Source organism: Sphingobacterium sp. UDSM-2020, from assembly GCF_016132525.1.
GTDB classification, from domain to species: Bacteria; Bacteroidota; Bacteroidia; order Sphingobacteriales; family Sphingobacteriaceae; genus Sphingobacterium; species Sphingobacterium anhuiense.
In genome coordinates, this window is sequence record NZ_CP066166.1 from 5,236,827 (window position 1) to 5,253,273 (window position 16,447).

Consider the following 16,447-nt stretch of genomic DNA (forward strand, 5'->3'; position numbering starts at 1 on the left):
GTAGCAGTATAATCATTATGAAAAATTTTATTGCTGCACTTTTACTCAGTAGCTCATTGACTGCTGTTGCTCAAAATTCTAATCAAGAACAAATTAATCACACGTTCTATAATAAAATAGAATTTTTTATCAATTCACAACAGACAGATTACATTTATAAACTGGCGAATGAAAATTTTAAGAGAGCAGTACCATATTCTTCTTTAAAAAACTTACTGGAAAATGAGATCTATCCGTTAGGTAGGATCAAACATGCTGAAAAAATAAACTTCAGTAATGGAGTAAGTCAATATCGTGTAGATTTCACCGATAAATCCTTTCAGGTTCCTTTCGGTGTGGATAGCACGTTGCATTACCACACTTTAGGTTTTCAACCCGTTACAAAACCTGTTGCAGAGAAACAGACAGCCGTATTAACAAATACCGTTGTCGAAAATAAAGTTGATTTTTTCATTGATTCTGCGGCCAATATTTATACCAAAAAGGGGAATACACAATCTTTAGCAATTGGTATCATAAAAAATGGTCAGTTAAACACCTACTTTTATGGTGAGACTGAAAAAGGAAATAAAATTCTACCCACAATTAGTACCCTTTATGAAATAGGTTCACTGTCAAAAATCTTCACGGCTACATTATTAGCGGATTTCGTTCAAAGTGGAACATTAAGTTTAGAACAGCATATCGTTGATTTTTTACCTGATTCATTAAAAATAAATCCTAGCTTACAAAAGATAACGTTTAAAACCTTAGCAAATCATACTTCCGGTTTGCCCCGATTACCAGATAATCTTGAGAAAACAAAAGGTTTTGACCCCAACAACCCGTACAAAAATTATGATAGGAAATATTTACACCAATATCTGGCAACTTTCAAAGCCGAAAATGAAAGCGGAGAAAAATATGAATATAGTAATCTTGGGTATGCATTATTAGGAGATATATTAACATCACTCCATAAAAAAAGTTACAACACGGAAATTCAGGAAATTATCGCAAAACCTTTAGGCTTAACATCGACTACTGATGTTCTAAATCCTAAAACACAATATCTGCCAAAAGTCTATAATATAAAAGGAGAAGAAACGAAAGCATGGGATTTTCAAATTTTTAGTGCGGCTGGAGGTTTAAAATCGACTGTTACCGATTTAATGACCTTTGCGCAGACACAGTTCAAAATGCCGGAAACGCAATTGGAGAATGCTATGGCACTGACACGTCAGTTCACATATTTCCTTCCTCCTAGCACAGACATTGGTCTGGCTTGGCACATGGATTTATTGGATGATATTACTTACTGTTACCACACAGGAGGTACAGGTGGAAGCAGTTCATTCATAGCTATTGCACCAGATAAAAAAACAGCAGTAGTTTTACTTTCCAATGCTGCCGAATCTATCGAGACAACTGGATTATCGATTTTCCATTTTCTACTTTCTCAAAAATAAGATAAAGCAGCCATTCAAATAGTTAGGGGACATATTATGCAATATGTCCCCTATTTTTTTAATCGTCTCCATAAAATAATGATGAACCAATGAGATATCGATTTGTTTTACATATATAATTACATCATAAATAAAACAAATTTAGCTAAGTTTGGTAATAGAAAATTGATTTTAAGCGTATGAAAGTTTTTATCTGCAGAACAATTCCTCAAAAAGCGATTGATAGTTTACAACAAGCTGGTTTTGATATCTCTTATCGCACAGAACCCGGGAATATACTTCAATCAGATTTAATTAATGCCTGTAAACAGGTAGATTATTTATTTGCCGCCGGACATAATCTGCTAGATGAAAAATTTTTCGAACAATGTAGTCATCTTAAGGGAATAGCATTGATGAGTGCCGGATATGACAGTGTTGACCTTGAAGCCGCAACCAAACATGGTATTCCTGTAAGCAATACACCTGATGTATTATCCAACGCAACTGCTGATATCGCTTTTCTATTAATGCTCGCAGTGTCGCGAAAAGCGTTTTTCATGAACCGAAAAATCATGAATAACGAATGGAAAGATTTTGAATTAACGGAACACCTCGGAGTGGAGCTTGATGGAAAAACTTTAGGAATTTTTGGATTAGGCCGTATTGGTTTTGAACTAGCAAGGAAAGCCAAAGTGGCTTATAATATGGATATCATTTATTACAATAGACATCCAAACAGTAATGCAAAACGACTTTTGGATGCTACTTACGTAAATTATGATGAATTATTAACCCGAAGTGATGTGCTATCGGTTCATGCGAATCTTACAGCAGAGACGAAAGGGAAATTTAATAAAGAAGCCTTCAAAAGAATGAAAAACACAGCTATATTCATCAATACAGCACGTGGGGGATTACATCAAGAAGAAGATTTGTACACGGCATTAACAAGCGGAGAACTGTGGGGAGCTGGTCTAGATGTCACTAACCCTGAGCCTATGGCATTTGACAATCCACTGCTTAGCTTACCCAACGTGGCTGTATTGCCCCATATCGGATCTGCTACAACAGAAGCCAGGGATAATATGGCGTTAATGGCAGCTCATAATTTGATTGCCGCTAATAAGCACATCAAAATGCCTCAAATTATAAACAAAGAGATTTATGAAAATAATATATAAATTCATCAATAAAATCAATAAACTGATTTTACCGCGGTATGCAAAGAAAGATCCTTCAAAACTAAAAAAGTACCAACAAGCTATATTAGCTTATCGGTACTTTATTTTGATCCGATCACTCGATTAAGATTTCATAATGCGGTCCTGTCCTCCCTTTAGATCCGAAATAATACGCATCTCAGTCTGTGGATAAGGAATGCTGATATTATGTTTATCCAAAGCATTTTTAATAGCTTCTTGATTTTCATTGTTCGCTGGCCAAAAATCTTCCTTTTTTGTCCATGCACGAATGGTCAGATTAACGGAACTATCTCCCAACCCTTTCACAAAAACCTCAACAGAAGGAGTTTTCAGAATACGTGAATCATTATGGAGTACGTCCATAATAATTTCACGCGCTTCCTTAATATTGGCATCATATGAAATACCGACCGTATACTCAAAACGGCGATTGGTAATTTTGGTAAAATTTTGAATAACAGAATTTGCTAAGGGACCATTTGGACTAAATACACGAACGCCATCTCCAGCAATTAACGTCGTATATAAAATATCAATCCTTTCCACAGTGCCCGATGTACCGTTACTGCTGCTTACATAGTCTCCAACTTCGAAAGGTCTAAATAAAAGAATCAATACCCCGCCGGCAAAATTACTTAAACTGCCCTGCAATGCTAAACCTGCTGCCAGACCAAAAGCTGATAAGGCGGCAATAAAGGAAGTTGTTTCAATTCCCATGGTACTCGCGACTGTTAGGAATAATAGGGCGTAAAATACAACACGCAAGATACTCATCGCAAATCCTCGTATTGATAAGTCTACATTACGCTTTTCAAATCTCCTACTGATCAGGCCAAGTAAAAACTTGACAATATAGTTTCCAACGATTAATATAATAATCCCTGTAATAATACTTGGTGTCTTTAAAAGTACAACTTCTAGTAACGTATCCAGACTGCTTTCTAATCTATTCATTTGTTATCTGTTTTTGTTTCTCATAAATATAACAATTGAGTCACGAATTGGCAATAAAATTATCAATCATTGAAAAACACCATAAAATCGATAATTAAATCTGTTACAAATGTGATTTTTGAAGTAAATTTGTAATGTGATAAAGAAAAGTACCATACCCGTATTAGATAACTGCTCCATCAATAACGATTCGAGCAGCCTCTTATTTGTCGATCATCTTGCAGATTACATCGCGATGCATCACAATATGGTATTTCCGCATAAACACAATTTCTACCATTTTGTGCTCTTTACAAAAGGTTCCGGCAATCACCTGATCGATTTTGAGAAACACGAAATAGAAGCATATCAAATCTACTTTATGGCCCCGGGGCAAGTTCACACTTGGAATTTCAACGGTGATGAAGAAGGTTTTGTTGTAAACTTTGATCCGGAATATTTTCAATCTTTCTTATTACGAACGGATTATTTAAACCGTTTCTCGTTTTTAAGCGGTCAGAATGATCAGATTGTATTTACAATTCCCGAGTCGAATAGACAAGACGCTGTAAAAATATTTGAGGCATTTTACCAGACAAGTAAAAATCCGACTGCTAGCGATTTAATACGGGTGAGCTTACTTCAGCTATTGCTCTGGATTGAATCTTGGCATGGTACAAAAACAGAAAAGACGAGTAATCCCTATAATTATACCATATTCCACAATTATCAGCGTTTAGTGGAAAAGAATTTTAAAGAGATTAGATTACCTAAAGCATATGCGGAACAGTTATTTATTACTCCCAATCATTTAAATGCCATCTGTAAATCCTATATCGGAAGTGCAGCAGGAGAAATAATACGAGAACGCGTATTACTTGAAGCAAAGCGATTATTAGTCAATAAAAATCTCAATATTAATGAGATCGCTATCGAGTTGAATTTTAATGACAACTCTTATTTTACTAAATTTTTTAAAAAAGCTACTGGATTAACACCCGATGAATTCAGAAAAAACAACAGTTAGATATGAAAGAGAAGGAAACTACTTACGAATTATCAGAATTTAAAGCAGCCAGCAAGGCACTATGTCCACGCTGTCGTAAAGGAAAAATATTCACAGGGAATACTTATGGCTTTAAAACACAAAAAATGAACACACATTGTGATTATTGTGGTTTACGCTACGAACGTGAACCCGGTTATTTCTACGTGTCAATGTTTGTGAGTTATGCATTCACCGTTGCTGAGATGATAACAGCCTGTGTAGCAACTTATATACTAACGGGAAATGACAGTTCTTTTTGGCTTTACTCCATTGTGGCACTTGTAACCGTTTTTGTATTGAGCCCTTTCAATTACCGTTATTCCAGAGTGGTACTGATGTACTGGTTGAGTCCAGGATTGAATTACAATCCGAATATCAAACAAAAAGAAATCGACCCCACATCAAGGACTTTATAAACAAGATAATATTTACCTTTATACAATGAAGGAGTTAATTTATCTCGACAATAATGCAACAACTAAAATCATGGATGAAGTATGGGATACCATGGTACCCTATTTCATCCATAATTATGCAAATGCATCCAGTGTATATCATAGCATGGGGCGTGAAGCCAACGGAGCAATAGAAAAAGCCCGTCTACAGGTTGCCCGATCTCTTAACTGTCAACCTAAAGAGATCTTTTTCAATTCAGGTGCAACCGAATCCATTAACACAGTACTAAAAGGAATTTATAAAAATTATAAATCCAAAGGCAATCACATCATTACAGTCAAAACAGAGCACAAAGCTGTTTTAGAAACCCTGCTACAATTAGAAAAAGAGGGAGCTTTAGTTACCTATCTTGATGTTGATCACACTGGAAAAATAGATTTAAGTGTTCTAGAAGAGCATATTACGGCACAGACCATATTAGTCTGTATAATGGCCGCAAATAATGAAACCGGTTATATCCACCCTATTCAGGAAATTGCGGCGTTATGCAAAGATAAAGACTGTTTATATTTTTGTGATGCTACACAATACATTGGCAAAATCCCACTTAACCTTGCTCAGCTCCCCATTGACATACTATGTTTAAGTGCTCACAAACTCCATGGACCAAAAGGCATCGGCGCATTATTCATCCGTCGCAAGTCCAAACCCATCCAAATCAGTGCACTGATTACAGGAGGAGGGCAAGAAAATGGTTTTCGGGCAGGTACATACAATGTCCCCAATATTGTTGGTCTCGGATCAGCAATAACCCACATACAGCATCATGAAAGAGATTTTGAGCATACGATTCAATTGAGGGAATATTTAGAAAATGTATTAAGTAAAATCCCTGCAACTTATATTCATGCAAAGACTGCTTCACGTTTACCTAACACCACGTCGATCTGTTTCAAGCATTTACTTGCGAGCGAGCTCATGACCAATTGTCCACAATTAGCATTATCATCCGGTTCTGCATGTGTTAGTGGTACCAGAGACCCGTCTCACGTACTACTTGCAATGGGGGTTTCAAAAGAAGATGCGTTAGCAACAGTACGATTCAGTATAAGCAGATTGACAACAAAAGAAGAAGTAGACACCACCACTAGGCTCATTACAGAAGCCGTGACAAAAATTAGACAAAACTCTCCTATCTGGCAACTCTTCCAAGCCGGTCTTATTACTTAATTATTACATTTAGGGTCAGATTTGTATTGGAAATAAAAAAGAAGTTAGCGTAATTTGTACTATTCAATATTAATATAATTATTCAGCGATATGGTAACCGTTACAGACAAAGCAAAATCTCGAATTGAAGAGATAATGAGTACTGAAAAATATGACAGCAGTTATTTTGTGCGTGTTGCTGTTGAAAGCGGAGGATGTTCAGGCCTAAGCTATAAACTGCATTTCGATAACGAAGAAAAAAAAGGTGATCAGTTTTGTGAAGATAAAGGTGTTAAAGTATGTTTAGATATCAAGTCATTCTTATATCTAGCTGGAACAGAGCTTGACTATTCTGATGGATTAGATGGTAAAGGATTTGAATTCCATAATCCAAATGCCACAAGAACTTGTGCTTGCGGTGAAAGTTTCTCCGTTTAAAAAAACTAACATATAAAAAATATTGGAGGTCGCCATATCAAAATGTCGACCTCCTTATTTTTTAAGATCTCATCAATTCAGGCAATTTCTTGCCATCACATCAAAAATATATCAATCTGGAAATAAATTTACCAACAATACCTTGTTATGTCTGAAATATTGCTATTTTTGAGGAAAATTGAGGGAATCAGAATTTGTTTTGAGTATTACTCTATACAGATTCTTAACAGATACAAATAAAAAATAGATAACTAAGAGGCTATTTTTTGATATATATACATTTCATGGATAAAAGAAAGTTATTAAAAACTGAAGTTGCTATTAGTTTTGTAAAGGATACTTTTGCACAACAACTTAGAAATAATTTAGGATTGATTCCTATCTCATCACCTTTGGTTGTACTTGATGGTACAGGTATAAATGATGATTTAAATGGCATCGAAAGACCAGTAGCCTTCCCTATCAAAGCGCTACAAGAACGTAAGGCTGTTGTTGTTCACTCACTAGCAAAATGGAAGCGCTTAAGATTAAAAGAGCTTGAACTTGAGGTTGGAGAGGGCATATTGACAGATATGCGCGCATTACGTCCTGATGAGGACTATACGCCGATTCACTCTATCTATGTAGATCAATGGGATTGGGAAAAAACAATCTCCGCAGAACAGAGAACATTTTCTTTTCTACAAGATACCGTTCTAAAAATATATGATGCTTTACGTTTCACTGAAAAGCAAGTAGAACGTCAATACCCAGATATTAAATCTGTTTTACCTGAAGAGATTACCTTTATTTCTTCAGAAGAATTGTTGCAAAAATATCCAACATTCACACCTAAAGAGCGTGAAAATGCCATTGCAAAAGAGCATGGCGCTGTATTTATCTATGGTATAGGTGGAATTTTATCGAATGGCGAAGCTCATGATGGACGTGCAGCAGATTACGATGACTGGAGTACTGAAAATGGAAGTGGAACAAATGGATTAAATGGGGATATCTTAGTTTGGAATCCTATTTTAAACACTGCATTTGAACTATCTTCTATGGGCGTACGTGTAGACAAAACTGCGTTAGAGCGACAGCTTAAAATTAGAAATAATGCTGAACGTGCAGCATTATCATTCCACAAAATGTTGTTAAATGATGAGTTGCCAGAAGCCATCGGTGGTGGAATCGGACAATCACGTGTATGCATGTTTATGCTTAAAAAAGCACATATTGGTGAAGTTCAGGTCAGTATATGGGATGAACAGGAAAAACAATCACTACAAGATAAAGGAATTCATTTATTATAATTGAATCCATAAACATAAAAAAAGGTCTGCTTACGGCAGACCTTTTTTTATGTAATACTTTGTGTACTTTTGCAACATGCAAATAGACGCCATATTACAAAAACTCCATATCTCTTCGCTGAATGACATGCAGAATGAGGTCATGGATAAATTCAAAGAAAAAGAAAATCTCATCTTACTTTCACCAACCGGTTCAGGTAAAACATTAGCTTTTGCACTTGCTTTGATGAAAACATTAAACAAAGATGTAGCTGACGTCCAATCTTTGATCCTTGTACCCACCCGCGAATTGGCTTTGCAGATTGAATCCGTATTAAAAAGAGTTGCTACCGGTTTTAAAATCACCTGTTGCTATGGCGGTCATGATACCAAGACTGAAAGAAACAATTTAAAGAATCCTCCTGCTATCCTCATTGGTACACCAGGTCGTATTGTTTATCATCTTGAAGGAAACCACTTTGATCCGACACAAATCAAGACGCTGGTTTTGGATGAATTTGATAAATCATTGGAATTAGGTTTTCAGGATCAGATGTCTTTTATAATTGACTACTTAACTAACTTAAAAACACGCATCTTAACGTCGGCTACCGCAATGAAAGAAATACCTGATTTCACAGGCATTTCTGCTGCAACGGAGGTTAATTTTCTAAGTCACATACAAAGTGCACCAGCGTTAACGATAAAAAAGATTGTTGCTCCAATCCATAAAAAATTAGAAGCGCTATTTCAATTGCTATGCAAAATAGGTAATCAAAAAGTACTTATCTTTTGTAATCATCGTGATGCTGTTGACCACATCAGCGAATTGCTACAAAACCGTGATATCATACATGATGTATTCCACGGCGGACTGGAACAAAGTGATCGCGAGCTGGCACTATTGAAATTTAGAAACAATAGCAATCATATCTTGATTACGACCGACCTTGCTGCCCGAGGACTTGATATCCCTGAAATCGATGCCATTATCCATTATCAGTTACCTTACCGTGAAGATGATTTCACACATAGAAATGGTAGAACTGCACGTATGCAAGCAAAAGGAAAAGTCTTTATCATCTTAAAACCTGACGAAGATTATCCATATGTGGCGGATGATATCGAAATCGAAGAAATCGATGGTGAATATAAGCTACCTGAAAACTCTGATTTCGCTACCCTATACTTTTCTGCAGGTAAAAAAGATAAAGTCAACAAAATTGATCTCGTTGGCTTCTTACTTAACCTCGAGGGAATAGAAAAAAGCGATGTCGGTATTATTGAAGTTAAAGACAGGGAATCTTTCGTTGCTGTCAAACGCTCTTTAGTTAGCACCATACTTAAACATTCTAACCTCGGTAAGATTAAAGGCAAAAAGATTAGAATATTGAGAAGCTAGGCTATTCCTATCCTCTCCCAAAAACAGATAACTGTTATTAAAAAAGGCCAAATTAAATCATGATATTTAATCTGGCTTTTTTTTAATCCAGTCTTTATTCATTTTTCTTATCTTGTCCTATCGTAAAATTAATCTAATACCATGAACAAAGTATTTTTAGCTTTTTCAGTGCTTGCAACAACCTTTTCATTTCAAGTAAAGGCTCAGTCAATCCTCGAAACAGACTATGTTAAAAAGAATTATGATAAAAAGGAAATTTCAGTTCCGATGCGTGATGGGGTCAAATTATTTACCACCATCTACACACCAAAAGACAAAAGTCAGCAATATCCTGTTTTATTAAACCGCACCCCTTATACCGTAGGCCCTTATGGTGAAGATAAATACAAAGAGACATTAGGGAATTTCCCGGCAATGACTTTAGAAGGTTACATCTTTGTTTACCAAGATGTACGTGGCAAATGGATGAGCGAAGGAACCTTTGAAGATATAAGACCGACAAACTTAAAAAAAGGAAAAAAAGATATTGATGAAAGTACGGATACCTATGACTTACTAGAATGGCTCAGCAAAAACCTAAAGAACTACAATGGTAAAGCAGGCATGTACGGCATTTCTTATCCAGGATTTTACTCCACAGTAAGTCTTACGAAAACACATCCATCATTAAAAGCAGTATCACCTCAAGCTCCCGTAACAAACTGGTACCTGGGCGATGACTTTCATCATAATGGCGTACTTTTCACAGGAGATGCATTTAAATTCATGTCCAGCTTCGGTATTCCTAGACCTAAACCCATTACGCCAGATCAGGCACCCAAGACTTTTCAATATCCTTCAAAAGATGTTTATCAGTTCTACATGAATGCCGGGACAGCGAAAGACCTGAAAGACAACTACTTTGCCGATTCTATCAAATTTTGGAATGATGTCTTTGACCACCCACATTATGATCAGTTTTGGAAAGATAGAGAGATATTACCACACTTAACCGATGTTAAACCAGCCGTTATGGTAGTTGGAGGCTTTTTTGATGCCGAAGATGCCTACGGAACATTTGAAACTTACAAAGCAATCGAAAAACAAAACCCAAAGAATAATTCGATTCTTGTGGCTGGCCCCTGGTTTCACGGAGGCTGGGTACGTGGTGACGGTAGCTCTTTTGGTGATATTCAATTTGACCAGAAAACAAGTGTGACTTATCAGGAAAAATTTGAACTACCCTTTTTCAATTATTATCTGAAAGGGAAGGGTGATTTTAAGGGGTCAGAAGCGAATATCTTTGTAACAGGAAGCAACCAATGGAAATCATTTGATAAATGGCCTCCAAAAGATGTAGAGGACAAAAAACTGTACCTACAACCTCAAGGCAAACTAGGGTTTGAAAAAGTAGGACGTACAGATTCTTGGGATGAATATGTTAGTGATCCTAACAAACCTGTACCTTATCAAGGTGGTGTTATGGAGAGCAGGACACGTGAGTACATGATCGACGACCAGCGTTTCGCCTCATCTAGACCCGATGTTATGGTTTATCAAACAGAACCTTTAAACGAAGATATCACAATAGTTGGCCCCATTAAAAACTTCCTAAAAGTATCAACCTCTGGAACAGACGCAGATTATGTCGTAAAACTTATTGATGTCTACCCTGCAAACATCCCATCCTCCAACAATAAAGTAATGGATGGCTACCAAATGCTGGTTCGCGGTGAAATTATGGCTGGAAAATATCGGAATGGATTTGAGAAGGCAGAACCTATGCAACCGGATTTTGTTACTGCGGTTAACTACAGCATGCCTGATGTAGCGCATACGTTCAAAAAAGGACACCGCATCATGATTCAGGTACAAAATACCTGGTTTCCAATTGCAGAACGTAATCCACAGCAGTTTTTTGAAGGTTATGAAGCCAAAGCGAGTGACTACAGGAAAGCAACACATCGTATTTTTCATGATCACAACAATTCGTCATATATTGAATTTTCGATCTTAAAATAGAAAAAGCATGCTTTACCATTTCTTTCTTGCCCTACATTCGGCTAGCAGATGGATGATCGTCGTTTGTCTTATCGCATTATTAGTACGTGCCTATATGGGCTGGAAAAAAAAGTATCACATGAAACCGTATGATTATATACTACAGATAGTAACGTTAATCTTACTTTACATACAGTTTATAGTAGGATTAACACTCTATTTTGAAAGTCCGATCGTACATTATTTTATCAAAAATTTTAATGAAGCCATCAAACTGCGTCAGGTACGTTTTTTTGGAATGGAACACATCACCATGATGACTATTGGCATTTTAGTGTTTACCATTGGATATATAAAGGCCCGTAAAAAACAAAGCAGTGTAGCTAAATTCAAAACGATATTTATCTACACTGCTTGGGCTATATGCATTATCTTCACCTCTATCCCGTGGGAATTTTCACCTTTAACGAGTAGACCTAGCTTCAGAATGTTTTAATAACAATTACTCTCCTTTCCAATTTGGAGGTCTTTTTTCCATACGCGCGGCCATTCCTTCTTTAAAATCATGGCTTGTTCTCAGCCTTTGCAACTGCTCAAGAAGAAAAGCATACTGATCAGCCTTTCTAAGCCCTTCTAATTGTTTCGCTGACTCAAAGCCCATCTTAACCGCTAATGGCGCAATAGACGTCAGCTTATTGATCAAATCTGGCAACATATCGGGTTTCTGATCCATCAGTTCAAAAACTAAACCCATATTTTTCATTTCTTGAGCTGAAATCACCTCTGGACGAATGCATAGATCCATTGCTTTGTTATGGGGCAAATGCTTCAGCAGACCCGCCAAAACCTGAAAAGGAAACAATCCTAACTGCACCTCTGGTAAAGAGAACTGAACTGTCGACTTCGCAATAACATAGGTGCATTCCAGAATCATTAAAAAACCTCCCGCAATCACATTTCCTTCGAGCACTGCGATCGAAGGTTTATTCAATTGTGATATGACTTCTCCCAAAGACAAATCAACATGTGGAACCGTCTTTGCCAGCTCGGAAACATCTGGATTTTCAAAAGCTTTCAAATCCATACCAGCACAAAATACAGGACCTTCCGCGTCGAGAATAAGCACCCTAACATCCGGATCTGAATCTGCGATTTGTATGGCATGATAGATCTCATCGATCATCAACGGTGTAAAAGCATTTCGTTTTTCAGGACGGGCCAAGGTCAAATAAAAAACATGATCGGCCTGTTTCACCTTAATAAACTTATAATTCAAATGACCACTCATAAACTTCTGACTTTATGCTATTAAATTAATAAATTCACCACCAAAGGTCAATATTTTATCCTGCCCTTTTCGCTCAAAATAATATATCAAATCTTCCGTTGGAATATTCCCTACCAACTCATCTTCGGCAAACGGACAGCCTCCGTATCCTAAAATAGCACCATCAAATTTTCGACATCCAGCAAGGTAAGCGGCATTGATTTTATCTAGACTACTTGACTTAGGAGAATGAAAATGTGCACCGATATTTAAGGTTGGAAACCGTTGTAATGCCTGTTCAAAAAGTTGTGTTATCTGTGGCAATGTTGCCTCAGAAGTTGTGTCTGCCAAAGAAAATTCCACCACCCCTAAGGCAGCGATCTTGGCCATCCAATCAAGCACGAGCTCATTACTCCAAAAATCACCAAATGGATTTCCAAAAGCCATGGATATATACACCACCATTTCTTTTTTGTGTTGATGTGCAATTTCCACAATACCTTTGAGACGTTCAAATGAATCAACGATAGAAGCATTTGTATTTCGTTGCTGAAAAACCTCAGAGATGGAAAAAGGATAGCCCAAATAAGTGAGATTATCCGATTTCACAGCACGTAGAGCACCTTGTTCATTAGCAATGATCCCCAGCAGCTTCGTTTTACCGGACGTATCCAGCTGACGAAGCACTTCTTCAGTATCCGCCAATTGCGGAACAGCTTTTGGAGAAACAAACGATCCACAGTCAAGCCAGTCAAACAATTCGCTTTCAAGCAACATGTTCAAATACTTAACTTTTTTTTCCGTTGGAATCACATGCGATATCCCTTGAATGGCATCCCTGGGACATTCTACCAAAATTATATCTTCTTTTTTAGGCATCTTTTTGAATTTCCCGAGAAATAACCATCTTCTGTATACTGGACGTACCTTCCCCGATTGTACATAATTTTGCGTCTCTAAAGAACTTTTCAGCAGGATAATCTTTTGTAAAGCCATATCCTCCAAAAATCTGAACAGATTCATTAGAAACCGAAACTGCCGTTTCTGAAGCGTATAGCTTTGCCATTGCTCCTATTTTAGAAATGCGTTCACCACGATCTTTCATATATCCCGCTTGACGGGTCAGCAGCTCTGCTGCCTGAATTTCTGTAGCCATCTCTGCAAGCTTAAATCCAACCGCCTGAAATTCAAAAATCTTCTGATTGAACTGTTCTCTTTCGTTTGCATACTTTAACGCACATTCATAAGCACCACGAGCAATACCCAATGATAAAGCAGCGATAGAAATACGGCCACCATCCAATAGTTTCAATGCCTGAACAAAACCCTGCCCCTCTTCACCGACCATCTGATCCTGATGAATACGACAATTATCGAAAAACAAACATGCGGTCTCTGAAGCACGCATCCCTAATTTATTTTCCTTTTTACCTGCAGAAAAACCTTCCGTCCCCTTCTCGACAATAAAAGCAGTAACACCCTTTTTGTCACCTTTCTCACCGGTACGGGCAAGTACAACAGCTACGTCCGAGCTTATGGCATGTGTGATGAAGTTTTTAGAACCATTCAGCACAAAATAATCACCGTCGCGAACTGCAACAGTCGCTAATCCTCCAGCATCAGACCCCGAACCCGTTTCTGTTAAACCCCAAGCTCCCAACCATTCCCCTGTTGCCAATTTTGGTAGATATTTCTGCTTCTGACTTTCATTTGCGAAACTCAATATATGATTTGTACACAATGAATTATGTGCCGCTACCGAAAGTCCTATGGAACCACAAACTTTGGAAATCTCGTCCAAAACGGTTATATACTCCTGGTATCCAAAGCCAGATCCACCATAAGCTTCCGGGACAATAATGCCCATAAAGCCATGCTCGCCGAGCTTCTTAAATAAAGGTGCAGGAAATGTTTGTGCTTCATCCCACTCCATGATGTAGGGACGAATATGAGTTTCAGCAAAGTCTCTAGCACTTTGGCGAATCATCATCATTTGTTGTTCATTTTCAATAAACATAAATGTAATCTTTAATTTATAATTGGAATTCTGTTATTTACAATAATAACAAAATTATAACATCTTTTTTTAGAGAAACTCAAAATATAATGTTAAATTTATCTCATATTATCAAATTCTGAATTTGACATGCTTAAAATCCAATTATAACATGAATGAACTAATTGTAGAGTTAGAACTAAAAAGAGCAGCACTTCGCTTGGGAGGTGGCGAAGATAAAATCAAAAAATTAAAAGCCAAAGGAAAGCTCACTGCATGGGAGCGTGTCGAATACCTCCTTGATGATCACAAAGCTTATATTGAAATTGCCCAGTTTGCCGGAGACAATATGTACCCTGAAGAAGGCGGTTGTCCAAATGCAGGTGTTGTCTGTGTTTTAGGGTATGTTAAAGACGAATTATGCGTCATTGTCTCTAATGATGCAACTGTAAAGGCTGGTGCCTGGTTCCCCATTAGCTGCAAAAAAAATCTACGTGCGCAAGAAATTGCTATGGAGAACAAAATTCCCATCATATACCTTGTCGATTCTGCAGGTGTCTTTTTACCGATGCAGGATCAAATATTCCCTGATAAAGAGCATTTTGGACGCATTTTTAGAAATAATGCTAAAATGTCCTCTATGGGTATACCACAAATAGCCGCTATAATGGGCAGTTGTGTTGCGGGAGGTGCCTATTTACCGATCATGTCCGACTACGCATTTATCGTTGAAGGAACCGGCTCTGTATTTTTAGCTGGCCCCTATCTGGTCAAATCTGCTATCGGTGAGACTGTTGATGCCGAAACATTAGGAGGCGCAAGCACACATTCTGTTATTTCTGGCGTTACAGACAATAAATTTCCAGATGAAGCAAGCTGTCTTGATGCTATAAAAGGTGTTATGGATAAACTTGGTGCGCATCCAAAAGCAGGATTTAATCGTAAAGAAGCCAAGGCGCCTATACGTCAAAGCTCCGAAATCGCAGAAATATTGCCTTTAGATCGCACAAAACCGTATTCCATGCACAAGCTTTTAGAAGCTTTAGTTGACGAAGGTACTTTTGAAGAATATAAACAGGATTATGGCAAAACGATTGTCTGTGGTCTTGCCCGTATTGACGGATGGGCAGTAGGAATCGTTGCAAACCAACGTGAAATTGTTAAAGCAAAGAAACCAGCTGGTGCTGTTGAAATGCAGATGGGTGGCGTAATATACAGTGATTCTGCAGATAAGGCTGCACGCTTTATCATGAACTGTAATCAACAATTAATTCCACTGGTATTTCTACAAGATGTAACAGGTTTCATGGTCGGTAGTCGCTCCGAACAGGGCGGAATCATCAAAGATGGAGCTAAGATGGTCAATGCGATGGCAAATTCAGTTGTGCCCAAGTTTACCTTTATCATCGGCAACAGTTACGGAGCTGGAAATTATGCGATGTGCGGTAAGGCATACGATCCTAGACTCATATATGCTTGGCCTACGGCGCAGATGGCTGTTATGAGCGGTGCTGCCGCCGGCAACACCCTCTTACAGATTCAAGAATCTGCTTTAAAAGCGAAAGGCATAGATATATCTGAAGAAGAAAAGAACACACTGCTAGATGATATCAAGAAACGTTACTTGGAACAGCTAAGCCCTTACTATGCTGCTGCCCGCATCTGGGTCGATGGCGTAATCAGACCCGATGAGACAAGAACTGTTATTAGCCTTGGTATAGAAGCTGCAAATCATAACCCAATTACAGAACGTTACAATGTCGGTGTGATCCAAACCTGATCCCCTACATCACATTTTGCAAAAGTAAAATAGCATAAATAATGCCCCGATTTTTGACCGGGGCATTATTTATTTACATACAGTAATTATTTACA

The 16,447-nt window shown here is 37.7% G+C and carries 15 protein-coding genes; 11 read left to right on the plus strand and 4 right to left on the minus strand.

Annotated features, from left to right (window positions below):
* The first annotated feature begins 17 nt into the window (after positions 1-17).
* Positions 18-1,448, plus strand: coding sequence for a serine hydrolase domain-containing protein (locus JAZ75_RS22085; protein ID WP_208698583.1), 1,431 nt, complete (start codon positions 18-20; stop codon positions 1,446-1,448).
* A gap of 179 nt (positions 1,449-1,627) precedes the next feature.
* Positions 1,628-2,611 (plus strand): 2-hydroxyacid dehydrogenase, encoded by a 984-nt coding sequence (locus JAZ75_RS22090; protein WP_208698585.1) that lies wholly within the window; start codon positions 1,628-1,630, stop codon positions 2,609-2,611.
* A gap of 123 nt (positions 2,612-2,734) precedes the next feature.
* Here the strand turns inward: JAZ75_RS22090 and JAZ75_RS22095 are convergent, their stop codons facing one another.
* Positions 2,735-3,586, minus strand: coding sequence for a mechanosensitive ion channel family protein (locus tag JAZ75_RS22095; RefSeq protein WP_208698587.1), 852 nt, complete (start codon positions 3,584-3,586; stop codon positions 2,735-2,737).
* A 136-nt stretch (positions 3,587-3,722) separates the two neighbouring features.
* Here JAZ75_RS22095 and JAZ75_RS22100 point away from each other — a divergent pair, with 136 nt between their 5' ends.
* From JAZ75_RS22100 to JAZ75_RS22135, 8 genes are all read left to right on the plus strand, one after another.
* The gene (locus tag JAZ75_RS22100) at positions 3,723-4,592 is read left to right on the plus strand and encodes a helix-turn-helix domain-containing protein (protein ID WP_208698590.1); all 870 of its coding nucleotides are present in this window, start codon (positions 3,723-3,725) and stop codon (positions 4,590-4,592) included.
* Between the two features lie 2 nt (positions 4,593-4,594).
* Positions 4,595-5,029 (plus strand): DUF983 domain-containing protein, encoded by a 435-nt coding sequence (locus JAZ75_RS22105; RefSeq protein WP_208698592.1) that lies wholly within the window; start codon positions 4,595-4,597, stop codon positions 5,027-5,029.
* A 25-nt stretch (positions 5,030-5,054) separates the two neighbouring features.
* The gene (locus JAZ75_RS22110) at positions 5,055-6,239 is read left to right on the plus strand and encodes a cysteine desulfurase family protein (RefSeq protein WP_208698594.1); all 1,185 of its coding nucleotides are present in this window, start codon (positions 5,055-5,057) and stop codon (positions 6,237-6,239) included.
* Positions 6,240-6,329: 90 nt separating this feature from the next.
* A complete protein-coding gene (locus JAZ75_RS22115; RefSeq protein ID WP_021189141.1) occupies positions 6,330-6,656 on the plus strand; it encodes a HesB/IscA family protein in 327 nt (108 codons plus the stop codon).
* Between the two features lie 284 nt (positions 6,657-6,940).
* The gene (gene asnA, locus JAZ75_RS22120; protein WP_021189142.1) at positions 6,941-7,948 is read left to right on the plus strand and encodes an aspartate--ammonia ligase; all 1,008 of its coding nucleotides are present in this window, start codon (positions 6,941-6,943) and stop codon (positions 7,946-7,948) included.
* Positions 7,949-8,024: 76 nt separating this feature from the next.
* Positions 8,025-9,329, plus strand: a complete 1,305-nt coding sequence (locus JAZ75_RS22125; protein ID WP_208698596.1) for a DEAD/DEAH box helicase — start codon at positions 8,025-8,027, stop codon at positions 9,327-9,329.
* 141 nt (positions 9,330-9,470) lie between these two features.
* Positions 9,471-11,330 (plus strand): CocE/NonD family hydrolase, encoded by a 1,860-nt coding sequence (locus tag JAZ75_RS22130; RefSeq protein ID WP_208698598.1) that lies wholly within the window; start codon positions 9,471-9,473, stop codon positions 11,328-11,330.
* A gap of 7 nt (positions 11,331-11,337) precedes the next feature.
* Positions 11,338-11,805 (plus strand): hypothetical protein, encoded by a 468-nt coding sequence (locus JAZ75_RS22135; RefSeq protein ID WP_132773033.1) that lies wholly within the window; start codon positions 11,338-11,340, stop codon positions 11,803-11,805.
* Positions 11,806-11,811: 6 nt separating this feature from the next.
* On the opposite strand, the gene JAZ75_RS22140 is transcribed toward JAZ75_RS22135, so the two are convergent.
* Genes JAZ75_RS22140 through JAZ75_RS22150 form a run of 3 tightly spaced genes read right to left on the minus strand, consistent with a single transcriptional unit; the run spans position 11,812 to position 14,593 of the window.
* Positions 11,812-12,597 carry an enoyl-CoA hydratase/isomerase family protein gene (locus JAZ75_RS22140; RefSeq protein ID WP_168126959.1) on the minus strand — a complete coding sequence of 262 codons (786 nt, stop codon included), beginning with the start codon at positions 12,595-12,597 and terminating at the stop codon, positions 11,812-11,814.
* A 12-nt stretch (positions 12,598-12,609) separates the two neighbouring features.
* The gene (locus JAZ75_RS22145; RefSeq protein WP_208698600.1) at positions 12,610-13,455 is read right to left on the minus strand and encodes a hydroxymethylglutaryl-CoA lyase; all 846 of its coding nucleotides are present in this window, start codon (positions 13,453-13,455) and stop codon (positions 12,610-12,612) included.
* Positions 13,448-14,593 carry an acyl-CoA dehydrogenase family protein gene (locus JAZ75_RS22150; RefSeq protein WP_021189893.1) on the minus strand — a complete coding sequence of 382 codons (1,146 nt, stop codon included), beginning with the start codon at positions 14,591-14,593 and terminating at the stop codon, positions 13,448-13,450. Before JAZ75_RS22150 ends, JAZ75_RS22145 begins: the two co-directional genes overlap by 8 nt.
* 151 nt (positions 14,594-14,744) lie before the next feature.
* Between JAZ75_RS22150 and JAZ75_RS22155 the strand changes: the two genes are divergently transcribed.
* Positions 14,745-16,352 (plus strand): acyl-CoA carboxylase subunit beta, encoded by a 1,608-nt coding sequence (locus tag JAZ75_RS22155; protein WP_208698602.1) that lies wholly within the window; start codon positions 14,745-14,747, stop codon positions 16,350-16,352.
* Positions 16,353-16,447: the final 95 nt, after the last annotated feature.

Coding starts and splice junctions, on each gene's coding strand:
- JAZ75_RS22105 (WP_208698592.1), top strand. CDS start 4,595: ATGAAAGAGAAGGAAACTACTTACGAATTATCAGAATTTAAAGCAGCC.
- JAZ75_RS22155 (WP_208698602.1), top strand. CDS start 14,745: ATGAATGAACTAATTGTAGAGTTAGAACTAAAAAGAGCAGCACTTCGC.
- JAZ75_RS22130 (WP_208698598.1), top strand. CDS start 9,471: ATGAACAAAGTATTTTTAGCTTTTTCAGTGCTTGCAACAACCTTTTCA.
- JAZ75_RS22110 (WP_208698594.1), top strand. CDS start 5,055: ATGAAGGAGTTAATTTATCTCGACAATAATGCAACAACTAAAATCATG.
- JAZ75_RS22125 (WP_208698596.1), top strand. CDS start 8,025: ATGCAAATAGACGCCATATTACAAAAACTCCATATCTCTTCGCTGAAT.
- JAZ75_RS22145 (WP_208698600.1), bottom strand. CDS start 13,455: ATGCCTAAAAAAGAAGATATAATTTTGGTAGAATGTCCCAGGGATGCC.
- JAZ75_RS22135 (WP_132773033.1), top strand. CDS start 11,338: ATGCTTTACCATTTCTTTCTTGCCCTACATTCGGCTAGCAGATGGATG.
- JAZ75_RS22140 (WP_168126959.1), bottom strand. CDS start 12,597: ATGAGTGGTCATTTGAATTATAAGTTTATTAAGGTGAAACAGGCCGAT.
- JAZ75_RS22095 (WP_208698587.1), bottom strand. CDS start 3,586: ATGAATAGATTAGAAAGCAGTCTGGATACGTTACTAGAAGTTGTACTT.
- asnA (WP_021189142.1), top strand. CDS start 6,941: ATGGATAAAAGAAAGTTATTAAAAACTGAAGTTGCTATTAGTTTTGTA.
- JAZ75_RS22085 (WP_208698583.1), top strand. CDS start 18: ATGAAAAATTTTATTGCTGCACTTTTACTCAGTAGCTCATTGACTGCT.
- JAZ75_RS22150 (WP_021189893.1), bottom strand. CDS start 14,593: ATGTTTATTGAAAATGAACAACAAATGATGATGATTCGCCAAAGTGCT.
- JAZ75_RS22090 (WP_208698585.1), top strand. CDS start 1,628: ATGAAAGTTTTTATCTGCAGAACAATTCCTCAAAAAGCGATTGATAGT.
- JAZ75_RS22115 (WP_021189141.1), top strand. CDS start 6,330: ATGGTAACCGTTACAGACAAAGCAAAATCTCGAATTGAAGAGATAATG.